The sequence below is a fragment of the Methanosarcina sp. Kolksee genome, from assembly GCF_000969945.1.
In the GTDB taxonomy this organism is placed as follows: domain Archaea; phylum Halobacteriota; class Methanosarcinia; order Methanosarcinales; family Methanosarcinaceae; genus Methanosarcina; species Methanosarcina vacuolata.
Genome location: NZ_CP009524.1, coordinates 1,543,294 through 1,557,258, shown reverse-complemented (window position 1 = coordinate 1,557,258; position 13,965 = coordinate 1,543,294). Strand labels below are relative to the sequence as shown.

Here is a 13,965-nt window from a genome sequence, read left to right as displayed (position 1 = left end):
GAGAATTCCTGTTGTCCAGAGTTAAGCATATTAATGATGTCAAAGGCTTTTAAGTACTTCCTTACAGATGGATAGTAGAATGTACTTGGATGGCTGGAAAGTTATCGACGTTTAGTAAGGACTACAGAATTTGACAGAGTCAAGTTAAACATTAATATAAGCTACTATAGTCCGTATAATGATTAAGACGACTATTATAGAGCCCGAATTGCATCGATTTTTAAATATTTATGATTCAACATGTTCAACGAATACAGTGAAAATATTCTCGTCTTTTTCAAGCCTGCTTCTTAATTCATTTGCATTTTCCTGAGAAATCCCATTTTTAGTGTGATCTGTGAAAATAACACGGCACCAGAAGAACTTTTTCACCTGAAGATTACGTTTGTTTAGCATTTCAATAAAATTTTTATCTTGAATAGCTTGTTCAGATATTGAAATCATGCAATAATTTCCTTTTTCGACATCAGGAGTAACTCCTATCCAATTTTTTTCTTTTCTCAACTCATATTTTATTTGTGTCGCTTCATCTTTATTGACTGTTATGTAATATTTGTCCATATCATGAACATTGTAATCTAGTTTATACATAGTCAAATTGTAATTTTCAAGAATTTCTCTTGATTCCTGTTCAGTAATGCCATCTTTGAATTGAATAATTAAGCTAGACACATATGATTCATGACCTGGTGTATCCGTAGCAACAAACGTTGGTGTAAATAATAATTTTATTCCGAAAATCAAAATAATAATAAAAGCAAAGGTAAATAATATCTTATATATTAATTTTTGTGTCATGAAAAAAATACACCCCTATAATAAGGATTAGTTTACTTTTAAGAAGATATGTCTTGGTCTCTACACATCTTTTTAGAGCTATAAAAATACCCTGTAATTTAAATCATATACATTAATCCCACATTCCGCAGTATTTTTTTGAAAATCAATATCCTGTTCCAGTTCATAATAAATTAAAATATTTAACGAATGTTGAGGGAACTGAAGCAATTTGCCACAGTTCTTTACTTAACCGAAGATGCATGAAATCGAGTTCATCCCAAAACTTGAAATTTGCTTCATAGACCTTGTATTTTGAATAATCAATCAAGCTTATGATCATGAAAATAATTCTGAGAATTCCCAATGATTAAGAGTAAAGTAACTTTTGGGATAGGCTCCTCATATATTGGTTTGCTTGTAGTCCCCTACTCTAGTGACACCAAACAAACTTATTTTTCGAAATAGACTCATTAAGTACTGTATTACAGATAATATTTGAGTGAACGTTATATATTTACTTTATAAACGCACATGAATCTATTTGACTAAAAGCTTCAATACCATTTATATTCTAAAAAATAAAATATCCTCAATATTGACTCAGTACCAAAATCTAGTGATGAATGTAAAATTCAAAATCACTAGATTTTGTAATTGGTCACAATCCTTGTAATACAACTTAGGGATTGACGTCTTTAGATACCGAATATTGATTTTAGTGAAAACCGAATTTTTCTTGCTAATTCAGATTTTCAATCAAAAAATGCAAAAATCACTGGATTTTGGACCAGAGTCTCAATATTCAAAAAAATATTAAGGATATTGCATTAAAATCTTTTAGTAACTGTTTTACTAACCAATTCTTTCTAGATTTTTAATAACGCTCAATTAATTATCAATGTAACTTTTAGTAACTTGTCCATATTTGTTACAAGACATATCTAGCTCTATATATTTATCTTGTACTTTTATAGTGTTCCCAGAAATTGTATATCCCCAACTGAAACGCCCATCACAATAAACCTCTGCAGTAGTAGAAGAAGTTTGTCTTGCACCCTCATGCCAGTTCGAAACCTCCCATGGATTGAAAACTATATATTTTGAGTACCAGGAGTCTATGTGATAAGCCTCAACAGTATTATAATCATACCCAAAATACCCTTTTGTGTAGACTGTAAATAATTTCCAGCCTAGATAATTATACCAGCTCACGCTATATTTTATCGGATCAGTATAAGCTGGAGGAACTACCCATTGTGGATTCATTACATTGTTTTTATTACTCGATTGAGTGTTATATTTGTTTGCTTCTTCTTTCAAGCTATCAATTACAATATAGCCATCCTTTGTGAAAGTTATATTTGATCCATCTTTTAGTTGATAACTACTTGAATCGTTACTTAATAAACTGTTTTTTGGAATTTTGTCTTTATTTGCTTTACAATAGTTCGCAATCACATTATCTGTAGATAGTTCGGTGTTAGAATTTAGTGTATTTATTAGACCTTGTTCAAATTCAGCCGACCTTCCGCAGATGTCTTGAAAAAAAGAACATTTTTTCGGCTATCGTTTTTGTGCATCTGTTCAATAATTTACAATTATTATCTCAACTGAAACTTCCGGAAATAGAGGTTAGAATCTTTCAATGAAGCTTGAATAAGCAGGGTAATTTTCAGAAAAAACGATAGCAAGAAAAATTATGAAAATTGAATGGACATCTGCGGAAAGTCAGATTCAGAAGGCTTCTCACTTATTTTTGATGATTCTTGTGCACTTACAGAGGGCAGAAGAATCATACACATAACAAAAAGTAGAATTCCTACTACAAATTTTCTTTTCATTGTCATTCATACTACTCCTGTATCTTTTAACTCAGGAGGCAGAATCAATCAAGCTTAAATATAAGCTAAGCTAACTTGATAATGCTTCTTAAGGCGTGTTTATGGAATTCAAAAGTACTTTCCAGGTCACCTGAACTCCATAAACTTCTCTTACTTAACTCTTTATAACTTTTCCGGCCAATTTCTCTAACTGTGTGATTCTTAAACAAATTTTGTGCCTGAAATTACTTTTTAATATTTTTACTGTTTGATGATTTGGTCATAAATTATTTATTTAAGTATATGTCGCGACTCATATTCAAAAATTAATATAAAAGATAACGCGTAATGTAATTTAGGTACTGTCAAGTCTACAGGTGTTAAGGAGTTTGTCCAGATACAGTTGAGCCTATAAAGCGCCCAGCATCCGTCAACTTGACAGAACCCGCCAGCCCAACTTTTATTAATCTGATCTGTTCTTTATCATCTCACGGACTACTTTTCTTCATTTTTTTTGATTTTTAACAATATTTGTCGTTTTTTCACACTCATATTATTTTCAAATTTTTAAATTAAAAAATATGTACAATTTTCCATTTTTTTTGGAAGGTTTATTACTCAGTTTTTATAGAGAAAATCAGGAACATTTTCTACTACATACCCCTGCTCCAATACTGAATTGGTATACTGGTATCTAAATAATACTATAAAAATGGAAAAGAATTCATTGGTCATCGGTTAAGGAATTTTCTTACCTGAAAGCTATCGATTTAGCACTGGAAGCCTGCTTTAAATCTTTGCCTCTTTACATGAAATCGATACCCTGTTCCAGCTCATAATTTATTAAAATATTTAACAGATGTTGAGGAAATTGACGCAATTTATTACGATTCTTCACTTAACCGAAGACGCATGGAAAAGAATTTGGTTGTGTGTACGAACACTATATGCAGTTCAATTAGTAACCGTAAGATAAATTTCAGCACTATTGAGATGCCTGTCAGCAAGGCAATTTAAAGTGAGTCTCCAATTAAAACACAAATAAATTAGGCACGTATCAAGGAAGGAAGTTTGTGGAACAGCCAAAAGCAGACGTAATTTTTAGGGAAGTACAGGATTTGCGGAACAATTTTTTCCTGATTTCGGTCCTTTATCCTGCGCTTCTGCTCTGGTATATTGAAATCCATAGCCTTATTTTTGGAAGACCTGCCGGAATCGATAACATCCCTGGAACATACCTGTTTGCTCTCTGGATCGTCTTCGGGTTATTTCCCTTTTATGTTGTACTGTACAAAGCATATAACTGAAGTGAGAAGTGATGGAATATACGTTCGCCTGGTCCCCCTGAATCTGTCCTCCAAAAAGATTCCTTTACATGTAGTGGAGGACTGCAAAATTAAGGTTTATGACCCCCTCACTGAAAAAGAATCTGATGTGTCACAATCTTCTAAAAAAGTTAGCCCAGTTGTAATCCTCAAACTTATTTCAGGGGAAAGAATGCTTCTGAGCTCCAGGAAACCTGAAGAACTCTGTAGCGCAATCAAGCAGGCTACAGCACAATATTGAGAATTCCCGCTTTGAGAACTTCTGTCTGTGAGTACTGCTTTGCAAGTTGCTGCTTTAATAATTACCGCTTTGATATTTCCTTTTGGTACAGAATTAAAAGCGAAATTTCAAATTTTTATTCGAATATCCGTGCGTCCACAACCACATGCAGGACACCAGGAGAGTACTTTTTTATCCTGTGGGTTTCCAGAATCTCAACCTTCTTTCCAAGGGCACAGGCAGCTTTTTCTATCCTTTCCTGGGGTCTGGTTCTAGCAAGACTTTCCGGGACTGTTTCGTGATAGTGCAGAATTCCCCCGCTTTTTTTCAGAGCCTTTATAGCCGGTTCAAGATAGTGGTGTGTTGTTCCCACATATCCCATAAGCACGCGGTCGGCTGTTCCTTCAGGAGCAAACTTTGAGCAGTCCCCACAGATTGGGATAAAGATATCCTCTACCTTATTTAATCTGATGTTTTCCTTAAGATAGGCAAAAGACTCAGGATTAATTTCTATCCCAACAATTTTTTTTGGCCTGGAATGCACAGCCATAGGAATTGAGAAGTACCCTATTCCCGCAAACATATCCACTATAACTTCTCCTTCTCCGAGCTGGCTCATCCTCTTTCTCTCTTCAAGGTTGCCTTTGGAGTACATTACCTTTGTTACGTCCTGCTTAAAAAAGCAGCCATGTTCCTTGTGGATGGTTTCGGTTTCGCTGCCGAGAAGGAGTTCTCTTTTTGGCTGGCGGAACTGCCCTTCAATTCCAAAATCCCTTACAACGGTCCTGCACTTTGGGTACATAGAAAGTAAAGACTCAGCTATTCTCGTTTTTTTATCTTCCAGGATTTCAGGGATGAAAACTATTATTATGTCTCCCAGGACCTGCCAGCCTGACGGGACAGATGCAAGTTCAGTTTCGGAAAGAAAACCTTTAAGGGAATCCTTGAGAGAGTTGGGCTTTTCAAGGAATTCCGGATTTTCCTGTTCAAGAACCAGAAAACTGTCCACACTGTCGTATGCAGACTCCGTAACCGGGATTTCCAGAAAATTACCTTCTTCAGTCCTGACTTTTCGAATCTTTCTTGAAGTATCCAGAAATCCCCCTTGAATTGCTTTTTTCCTTAACTCTTCTCCTTTTTCCGGGGCAGTCCTTATCATTCTGTACATTGGAATTGAAGGATAGCATACATAGAATTAATGTTTTTTTGTCTGAACTTTATATAGGCAGGTTGTTTGATCAATAGCAATTGACTTCAAGCATACACTACATATTCAAAAATTAAATTAATAAAAAAGTATAAGCAGTCTCAAAATATCGATATATCTTAACCTGTGAAGTATCAGGTTAGAGGACATTATCCTTTTTGACTCTCTGGAGCGAGCAATAGGGCGATGAAAACTCCTATGACCAGTTTATGTATAAGTGTTGAGATACTTCGGAACCACAGGTTGTTTTTAAGATATATGTTGGAAGGAGGAGGTTCCGTGTTCATATGTGAGTGTGGAAAATTATTAAGGAGCTGGTCCCAAAAAGCAAAATTGCTTCTCTGAATATCGTATTCTGGATTATCAATAAGAGCTTCTGATCCTGAAAAATAATTCTGAAACTCTTATTGATGTGGGAATAAAATTGGTTTTGGAATGAGCTCGCTGCATTAAATCGATATTTTTAATGTACCAGGGTTCTTGAATATCCCAACATTTTTCGAAAAATTTATTATAAATGGTAATTTTTAAATATGTATCAGAATTTTGATTTTGAGAAATTGTCGCATCCTCCTTACATGTCTACTTTATAATCATAATTTTCTAATGTGGGATTACAGTTTGACTGAAATCGAGACTCCTCTTAACGATTACTGCAGCAGTTACGAAGCCATGGTTGAAGAAATTCAAGAAGGCATAGCCGAAGGTTTCAACGAAGGGCTTATAGGTGGCATTAAGCAGGGCTTCATAGCTGGCATTAAGGAATGCAGGACTTCGGGCTTTGATAACATTGATATTAAAGGCATGGTAGAGATCCTGGAAAACTCCTTCGAAACCGCCTCAGAGAAAACTATACAGATCACGTACAGGCAGGCGGTTGGCAATGAGTACCGAGAAAAGATCGGCCCTTCTTTTAAGAAAAAAATGGAGGAGGCATGTGATAAGGCAGTAGAAAGAATAAAAAACTCGGATTGTGAACTGGAGGAAGCGTCTGCACTCAAATTAATGTATCGTGTGGATATATCTATTGAAAAGATCAGGGAGTGCATTGGGAGTGCCTGTGGGAGTATGAAAAAACAATTCTCGACAAATATGGCATTCTATCGTTTTTTTGACTGTATACAGGATGAGTTTAAGAAAGGTCTGGATAAAAGTCTGGAAGCTTGCGAGGGCAGGGCCTGCAAAGCGATTGACAGTAAGACCGACAACAAAAATCGTGTTGATGAATCTATAGAAAAGTTCAAAGATTGCATTGGCAATGCCTGTAGTGGAATTAAGAAAACTCTCCCTGCGGATGTAATCTTCACAAACTTTTTCGACTGCCTGCAGGATGAGTTCAATAAAGATCTGAATGAAAAACTGAAAGCTTGCGAGAAAAGGATCTGCAAAACGATTGACGATAAAACCGGAGACAAGAAGGCTGATCATGAGTGACATTAAAAGGGATGTAAAGTCCAGTGTAAAAGACTTCACCCAGGGTTCTGTCAGCAAGGTAGTAAAGGAATCAACTAAGAAATTGATTAAAAACCTGCCAGAAAAACAGAAAAAACTCCTCGAGGACAGAATTGTAAATATGTCGGATGATCAGCTTGAACAATATTTTGCTGATGATCCCTATTTCAAGGATGCTCTGGAAAATACTATAAAATCGGTAAGTGATATTCCGCCGAAAAAGAGCCCAGGCTTCTGGAAGAAAAGAACAGAATTGGTTTCTAAATGTACTTCTGAAAACCTGGCAACAACCCTGAGCCCGCAGGTTGTTATAAGCATCATTCTGGCTGTAGCAAGTGTTGCGCTACTGGCTATACTTTTTCTAAAACCACCTGTTGCAAACTTCACTACCTCTGTTCCTAATGCCCCTTTAACAATCCAGTTTAATGACATCTCAAGCTATCATCCTACTTCCTGGGAATGGGACTTTGGAGACAACAATACTTCCACCGAGCAGAATCTAACCCATAAGTATTCAAAAGCTGGAAATTATACGGTGACACTTACAGCGAGCAATGTAGCAGGTAGTAATACGACAACAAAAGAAAATATATCCGTAAATAAAACTTTGCAGACTCCTGTAGCAAATTTCAGCAGCAATGTCACATCAGGAAAAGCTCCATTAAGCGTTAAATTTACTGACAAAAGCACAGAAATCCCCACTAAATGGAACTGGAGCTTTGGAGACGGAAAAGCTTCAACGCAGCAAAATCCAGAACATCAGTATTCAAAAGCTGGAATGTATACTGTGACATTTACAGCAAGCAATGCAGCAGGCAGTAATACGACAACAAAAGAAAATTATATGAAAGTAACCGGAAAAACGGTTGCAAACTTCACCAGTAATGTTACCAGAGGCCATGTTCCTCTTACAGTTCAGTTTACCGATTTCTCGCAAAATGCGACTGGATGGAATTGGGACTTTGGAGACGGGACCAGTTCAAGCGATCAGAGCCCAGTGCATGTTTACTTCCCAGCAGGAACATATAATGTTAATCTAACCGTAACAAATGAAAACGAAACCGATTCAAAGTTTGCCACAATAGTGGCTCTGGGAAAAAAAGATCACGACCACAATCCAAAAATTCTTCCTGTTGCAAACTTTACCAGTAATTTAATTGAGGGTCCTGCCCCTCTTACAGTTCAGTTTATCGCTCTCTCGCAAAATGCAACTGAATGGAACTGGAACTTCGGAGATAGAACACACTCAATAGTAGATAATCCAATCCACGAGTATTCAACACCTGGGAATTATACAGTGGCACTTACAGTGATAAATGCGGCAGGTAGTAATAAGACAACAAAAGAAAACTATATCAAAGTAGAACCAGTTCCTGAGAAACTGGTTGTACCGGTTGCTATTTTTTCGGCATCCCCAACTTCAGGAAGTATTCCATTGAAAGTACAGTTTACTGACAATAGCACAGGAACCCCTGAGGAATGGAAATGGGACTTTGGAGACGAAACAATTTCAACCGAGAAAAATCCAGTGAATATTTACTTTAAAGCAGGAAATCATACCGTTAACCTGACCGTGACCAATAAAAACGGTACGAATTCAACATCTGCCACAATAACAGTTCGTTGTGCATAATGTTAGCGCCCGAGGTAGTAATACAGTTTATGTAATTGATACAACACTGTTGTATCCTGAAATGATTTCGCAGAGTCAAGACTATTAGAGAGTCAAGAATATTTGAAAGTGTATGATCTTTTAATTTTTTCGGTTCCTTTCTTTTCCCTGTTTCTATCTATTTTTTAGTCCATTTTATCTATTTAATTCGAGCATCTCTGTACTATTCTCTGACTTCGCAGGCTGGTCTATGATCAGAAATCTTAGCGTTGTATTTCCGGTATTATATGTATCCTGTACCGAACCTGCTGGGATGTATATAAGCTGGTCTGGATGTATCTCAATCGGGATTCCATCAATATAAAGCAGGCCCTGTCCTTCAAGGATATAATGGATTTCCGGATTTTTTACCATATGGGGTGCAACATTTTTTCCGGGTTCTACAATGGAATGGGCAATGCTGCAGTTAATGTCGAGGTTTCTGTTGAGATTTAGGGGATTAAAGAGTTCAGAAGTTTGAAGCTTTCCGGGTTCTTCAGTATACTTGCACCCTTCAAGATTCCTGCAAACGATATAATTCTCCAGGTAGAGATCAGCGCCTACAAGGTAGGTTTTTTCTCCATAAGAAGCCTTTTTGACGAAAGTACACTTGCGGAAAGGCTCGGAATTGTTTTCCTTCCAGTTGTACTCTATCCAGCCCTCACCTTTTTTGCTCTTGGCTGTTTCGATGAAGAATTCTCCAATGGGCTTGCCGTCGGCATCTACAAGCCCTTTCATATCTTTGCCTTCAAGGCTTTGATTCGAAGGGCAAACGACCTGGGTCCCATTTTCGGTCCAGACAAAAATGCAGAAATTGTCCTGGAACCAGGGAGAGCCTTCTTTACGCATTGAGGGAAACAGTTGTTCTCCCTGGGCTTCAATGAGTCGGACTGTAGCTCTTACCTTGCTTTCGATATTTTTCCTTTCTCCTGCCAGCTGACTCTCTCCTTTTTCCAGAATAACGGGATCTGGTGCGGGAACCGAAACAGCAGGTTCGGAAATTGCAGGTTCGGAAACAGTAGGTTCGGAAATTGCAGGTTCGGAAATTGCAGGTTCGGAAATTGCAGTTTTTTCTTCAGCCTGTGCCATTCCAGCTACTCCGCTGGCATTCGAATTTACGGTTTCATTTTCAAGTTCAGTTGAGATTGCTGGTGTTTCATCCTTATCTCCACTGGTAAGGATTCCCAGAAAGAACGCAACTGCAAGCATAATACAGGCAATTTTTATTAAATCCATGAGTTTCCCTGCTGTTCTGGCTTAAATCTTCTCTGTTACTGAAGGAAGGTTTGCCGGTGTTCGGTATAGTTTTTCTGGATAATTATCTGAAGTATTATTTTATTTTTTCATTTTGATTATAAACAAAAAAGAAGTCTTGAACTCAATACGCAGGGAAATTCATTTTTTATTTTTGAAAGTTTTTGATCAACAGTAAACTCCGTACTTGTTATATCGGCGTTAGCAAAAGAGAGTTAACAGAGATAGTAATCTGTTAACACTCGATACTTCACTTTACTTCACTTTTTACTTTACTTTACTTTTTTCTGAGCTTCCAGCCACCGTATAGGCAAACCAGGCTCCCCAATAATTCGAAACCTGGAGTTGAGCTAACCTTATTCGATTTAGTCTCATTCGAGTCGCTTGTGTTAGAAATACTATCATTAACAGAGTTTTCATAATTCTCCGTCGAGCTTGGAGGTTCAAGATTATCTAGAGGTAGGTTATCTTCGCGCATGAACACGACAGGAACTTCTTTAACCCCCATACTGTTTGCTTTTGTGTCAATAAGCTGATAGAATTCGTCCAACAAAGGCTCATCAACTTCTGAACTATTGTTAACACTTATCTCTATAACACCATCAAAGGTTACACCAGAAGTTTTAACAGGGCCAAATGGATCAAAATACTTCAAATTTTCCTGGTCTTGCATAAAACTTGCATTATATAAATTGTCCAGTATGTTACTGAGAGTGTCAATCCATTGATATCTCTCCTCCGAAGTCGTAAAATCAGGTATGCTTCCATATGCAGCAACGCAATACGGATCATTTTTCAGTTTATCAAAAGTTTCCGGGCCAAAGGTAAGCTCCATAGTCATATTTTCTTGTGTGGTCTCATTTTCTTGTGCACTTGCTATCGACGCTGGCAGGATGACTGCTAGTAATATTGTTGCAAATATTGCACTTATTCCAAATTTTTTATTTATTATCATCTACTCTTTACCTCTTTTCTTTTATTCAAGAGGCAGGAATAAACAAACCTCAAGTACTCTCAAAGCTATCATTTCTTGCCTCTGGGCATTGTGGGTTTCAAGTTTAGTTTGACAGACGCATTTAAACTCTGCACATTACTTTCAAGGCACTTTTTATAAACTTTCTGTGCAAACTATTAAATTTAGGACTTATGCAGTTAAAATGCCGAAAACTTGATATTTTTATAAATATACTTATAAATTTGTGTTTCTTTAAAAACTTGCAGAGTTATGGATATAAACCCACATAAGTGTAATGCTATTGACTACATTGATTTCTTCATCGCAGCTTCCAACGTTTTTAGCTGCACTGAAGCTGCTAGATATTACCCAAACGTAGCTAATGCTCCATTTAATAAGAGTGGCAGTGACAGAATACTTAAGGAATCCCAAATACACGTTAAATTAATTTAGATATTTGAATGTTTGGAAAAAACAATATGCTAGGAGTCAACTACGTAACTCTTAAGAAAAAACTGCGAGTGAATTTAACTTTTGAGACTCTAATGTCTAGTATATCGATTCTCAAATACACACATAATAAGAAAACAGATACAGTTTATAACGCAAATATTATTTTAAAGTCACATGGAATTTTGTAACACGGAAAACGCAGCCTGTCGCATAGTGATTCGATCTGGATATTACAACCACGGAAAACACGGAAAGCACGGAAGAAACACGCCTTTACTACTGATTTCTGTGTCTTCCGCGCTTTCCGTGGTTTTCAAAAAATTCATTTCTGACATACTTTGGAATCGATGCACTAGATATAAAAGTCAGGCGTTGGGTCCACATGTTAATCGAAAAAGGTTTACAAATCAAGAAATCAAATATATTAATGAAATAGTTATAGTGTTCCAAAATTGATTGCATAAGAGTAAAAATTCCTTAACCGATGACCAATGAAATTAATATATGAATATCGTCCAAATTATCTAATTAAAACAGGAGGTAATTCTCATGCCAGGAGTAATTCATTTTGAGATATATGCAGGAGACATTGCGAGGGCTAAGAAATTCTATCAGGATGTATTCGGCTGGAAAATCGAGAGATCGGAAAGTTCAATGGAATACTGGAATGTAATCACCGGCAAGGAAAATGAGCCAGGAATCGACGGCGGCCTTATGAAAAGGCAAGGAATGGAACCAAAGGCGAATACGCCGATAAGTACCTATATCTGCACAATAGACGTCCCGGATATTGATGAATACCTGAACAGGATACAAAAGCACGGTGGAAAAATCACTATGGAAAAAAGACCAATACGTGGAGTCGGCTGGTACGCGTATTGCCTCGACACCGAGAGGAACATATTCGGGATAATGCAGTCGGACCCGAGTGTTAGATAAGCTCTTTTTTCCTATATTTTTCATACTGTCCCGGTTTGCCGTACTTTACTTATGTTCTGTTTTTCACTTCATTAGCATGAAAATGCTGCCATCTGCAAGCACTTTCATTGGTTGTGCATGTTATTCAAAGAGTCTCATGTTCGTTCAGGGTATGCTCTGTATAAGGATTAATTAATTAATTTTTTTGTTTTGTATTCTTTCTCTTAATCAAAAGTTGTTATAATTCCTGTCACTTTGATCAGAAACTCTTATATATTTTATTTATAGAATAATTAATAACCTATGAGATAAATAACGCGGCGAAAAGATAGAACGAACTTGAATACCCATATGGGAGCACTGACAGAAAATAGCTAGAAATGGCAGACCGTTGAGTCTTTATTTTCAAAGAGTTATTTCATAGAGTGGAGAAACTATATGAGCGTTATAGATGAGCACATTGTTGACCAGAGTAAGTATATTGTTGATGTCGCTTTGAAACTGAGAAATCTTGATCTTGAAATTGCTAAAAATCCGAACTGCTATGAGCTTAAATCGAGAAGATTTAAAGTACTGGAAGACCTTCACGACAAGACCCGCGCAGAAATGGTGCAAGCTGCAGCCGAGCTCCGTAGAAGTAAAGATAGAGAAGGTAACCATTGTGCTGACTGCATGAGATGTGATTTATATAAGGAGTTTGTTTGAGCCGTAACTGTATCACTGAAATCTGACAAAAAAGAAGTCAAAAATGAAATACTGCTTGAGCTGCTCTTTATCGGCTTTGAGGAGAAACTTGAAACAAGGGAATCTTTTTCCTCTTCTTTCCCCCTGCTGGTAAACAGGCTTATTTTTCGTTTGGGGGACGGAGAAGGATTTGAAAAAGGGTTTGATGTAGCTGGTTCTTCAATTTAATATTTTTATTTAAACAGTACCGTATTTACTTTTACATTTCGACCCCTATCAAAAATATTTGCCAGCATATCGGAATCTTAAAATTATTCATATCCTTTGATTTCACATCCTCCTCATTCTTTGGTTTTACAGCCCCTCTTTCGTTTTTGTTGCAGTTGCAAACAGTGTAACATTCCCATAACCGGCAATTTCCGAAACTTTTGCTTTCCTGAATTCTTCAGTGATCTCCTGTCTGATCTTCTCTCTTATCTCGGAAGGGATGTCCTTCAGCAGGCACTCAGGGCTGTCTTTTTCTTCCAGGTGCTTCAGAAACTCTTCAGGAGAACCATACTTCCAGGGGATATCCCTTGGCTCGATTGATATACTGTCAAAACCTGCGTCCGACAGGAGATCCCGGAGTTCTGTTGCAGTAACCTTTTTCATCCTTCTATGCAATTCCTGATTCCTTTCAATGTGATATTTTGCAAGAATAGGATCTGCAAGTGTCTTCATGGTGCTGGAGCTGTTTCTGTCAAGTGTGGTCATTCCCACCCTGCCTCCCGGCCGGAGGACCCGGTATATCTCACATAGGGCAGTTTTCTTGTCGTCAACCCAGTGGAATGAGGAACAGAAATATGCATGATCGATTGAATTGTCAGGCACGAAACTGAGGTCCTCAGCCTGTCCTACAAAAAAACGGATGTTGCTGGTGGAGTCTCTGCTAAATTTCTTCCGTGCAAGTTCAATACGATAAGATGAAGGATCAATACCCGTGAGCTGACCAGCCGACCCTATGATTCCCAGAACATTCACAGCCTGCTGCCCTGTCCCGCAGCCGACATCAAGCACTGAATCCCCTTTTTTTATTCCCATCATTTCTATCAGTGCTTTGCCTTTCTGGAACTGATGATCGCAATTCCGGTCATACCTTTCGGCACCCTCCTGGGACTCCCAGTCAATTTCACTCATTTTCATTCACCTTCTGAAACCTGTTTTTTTGCTGAAATTTGTATATATTCAAAATGTCGTTGAGGTTTCA

Annotated in this window: 11 protein-coding genes and 1 pseudogene; 5 read left to right on the top strand and 7 right to left on the bottom strand. The window is 37.3% G+C overall.

Going from position 1 to position 13,965, the window contains the following annotated elements; genetic code table 11:
• Positions 1-228 precede the first annotated feature (228 nt).
• The 3 genes from MSKOL_RS06490 to MSKOL_RS19875 all read right to left on the bottom strand — a co-directional run bounded on the left by MSKOL_RS06490 (position 229) and on the right by MSKOL_RS19875 (position 2,627).
• Positions 229-798, bottom strand: coding sequence for a UPF0228 family protein (locus tag MSKOL_RS06490; protein WP_048119627.1), 570 nt, complete (start codon positions 796-798; stop codon positions 229-231).
• A gap of 870 nt (positions 799-1,668) precedes the next feature.
• Positions 1,669-2,238 carry a hypothetical protein gene (locus MSKOL_RS06485; RefSeq protein WP_048119624.1) on the bottom strand — a complete coding sequence of 190 codons (570 nt, stop codon included), beginning with the start codon at positions 2,236-2,238 and terminating at the stop codon, positions 1,669-1,671.
• Between the two features lie 239 nt (positions 2,239-2,477).
• Positions 2,478-2,627, bottom strand: a complete 150-nt coding sequence (locus MSKOL_RS19875; RefSeq protein ID WP_156150983.1) for a hypothetical protein — start codon at positions 2,625-2,627, stop codon at positions 2,478-2,480.
• Positions 2,628-3,673: 1,046 nt separating this feature from the next.
• Here MSKOL_RS19875 and MSKOL_RS21585 point away from each other — a divergent pair.
• A pseudogene (locus MSKOL_RS21585) lies at positions 3,674-4,166 on the top strand (DUF6141 family protein).
• A gap of 115 nt (positions 4,167-4,281) precedes the next feature.
• Here MSKOL_RS21585 and MSKOL_RS06470 read toward each other — a convergent pair.
• Positions 4,282-5,313 carry a class I SAM-dependent methyltransferase family protein gene (locus MSKOL_RS06470; protein ID WP_048154526.1) on the bottom strand — a complete coding sequence of 344 codons (1,032 nt, stop codon included), beginning with the start codon at positions 5,311-5,313 and terminating at the stop codon, positions 4,282-4,284.
• A 660-nt stretch (positions 5,314-5,973) separates the two neighbouring features.
• Here MSKOL_RS06470 and MSKOL_RS06465 point away from each other — a divergent pair.
• Together MSKOL_RS06465 and MSKOL_RS06460 are read left to right on the top strand one after the other, a co-directional pair.
• Positions 5,974-6,786, top strand: coding sequence for a hypothetical protein (locus MSKOL_RS06465; RefSeq protein ID WP_048154521.1), 813 nt, complete (start codon positions 5,974-5,976; stop codon positions 6,784-6,786).
• Complete coding sequence (locus tag MSKOL_RS06460) at positions 6,779-8,437, top strand: PKD domain-containing protein (protein ID WP_052725365.1); 1,659 nt, start codon at positions 6,779-6,781, stop codon at positions 8,435-8,437. Before MSKOL_RS06465 ends, MSKOL_RS06460 begins: the two co-directional genes overlap by 8 nt.
• A gap of 174 nt (positions 8,438-8,611) precedes the next feature.
• Here the strand turns inward: MSKOL_RS06460 and MSKOL_RS06455 are convergent, their stop codons facing one another.
• Together MSKOL_RS06455 and MSKOL_RS20980 are read right to left on the bottom strand one after the other, a co-directional pair.
• The gene (locus tag MSKOL_RS06455; RefSeq protein WP_048154519.1) at positions 8,612-9,691 is read right to left on the bottom strand and encodes a cache domain-containing protein; all 1,080 of its coding nucleotides are present in this window, start codon (positions 9,689-9,691) and stop codon (positions 8,612-8,614) included.
• 295 nt (positions 9,692-9,986) lie between these two features.
• The gene (locus MSKOL_RS20980; protein WP_052725364.1) at positions 9,987-10,664 is read right to left on the bottom strand and encodes a hypothetical protein; all 678 of its coding nucleotides are present in this window, start codon (positions 10,662-10,664) and stop codon (positions 9,987-9,989) included.
• 1,002 nt (positions 10,665-11,666) lie between these two features.
• Here MSKOL_RS20980 and MSKOL_RS06445 point away from each other — a divergent pair.
• Together MSKOL_RS06445 and MSKOL_RS06440 are read left to right on the top strand one after the other, a co-directional pair.
• A complete protein-coding gene (locus MSKOL_RS06445) occupies positions 11,667-12,056 on the top strand; it encodes a VOC family protein (protein WP_048119611.1) in 390 nt (129 codons plus the stop codon).
• A 417-nt stretch (positions 12,057-12,473) separates the two neighbouring features.
• Positions 12,474-12,740 carry a hypothetical protein gene (locus MSKOL_RS06440; RefSeq protein WP_048123766.1) on the top strand — a complete coding sequence of 89 codons (267 nt, stop codon included), beginning with the start codon at positions 12,474-12,476 and terminating at the stop codon, positions 12,738-12,740.
• 333 nt (positions 12,741-13,073) lie between these two features.
• Here the strand turns inward: MSKOL_RS06440 and MSKOL_RS06435 are convergent, their stop codons facing one another.
• On the bottom strand, positions 13,074-13,895 hold the full coding sequence (locus MSKOL_RS06435) for a class I SAM-dependent methyltransferase (protein ID WP_048154516.1): 822 nt from the start codon (positions 13,893-13,895) through the stop codon (positions 13,074-13,076).
• Positions 13,896-13,965 lie beyond the last annotated feature (70 nt).

Excerpts from the sequence above, each read along its gene's own strand:
- MSKOL_RS06455 (WP_048154519.1), bottom strand. The coding sequence starts at position 9,691 with ATGGATTTAATAAAAATTGCCTGTATTATGCTTGCAGTTGCGTTCTTT.
- MSKOL_RS19875 (WP_156150983.1), bottom strand. The coding sequence starts at position 2,627 with ATGACAATGAAAAGAAAATTTGTAGTAGGAATTCTACTTTTTGTTATG.
- MSKOL_RS06460 (WP_052725365.1), top strand. The coding sequence starts at position 6,779 with ATGAGTGACATTAAAAGGGATGTAAAGTCCAGTGTAAAAGACTTCACC.
- MSKOL_RS06445 (WP_048119611.1), top strand. The coding sequence starts at position 11,667 with ATGCCAGGAGTAATTCATTTTGAGATATATGCAGGAGACATTGCGAGG.
- MSKOL_RS06440 (WP_048123766.1), top strand. The coding sequence starts at position 12,474 with ATGAGCGTTATAGATGAGCACATTGTTGACCAGAGTAAGTATATTGTT.
- MSKOL_RS06490 (WP_048119627.1), bottom strand. The coding sequence starts at position 798 with ATGACACAAAAATTAATATATAAGATATTATTTACCTTTGCTTTTATT.
- MSKOL_RS20980 (WP_052725364.1), bottom strand. The coding sequence starts at position 10,664 with ATGATAATAAATAAAAAATTTGGAATAAGTGCAATATTTGCAACAATA.
- MSKOL_RS06470 (WP_048154526.1), bottom strand. The coding sequence starts at position 5,313 with ATGTACAGAATGATAAGGACTGCCCCGGAAAAAGGAGAAGAGTTAAGG.
- MSKOL_RS06435 (WP_048154516.1), bottom strand. The coding sequence starts at position 13,895 with ATGAGTGAAATTGACTGGGAGTCCCAGGAGGGTGCCGAAAGGTATGAC.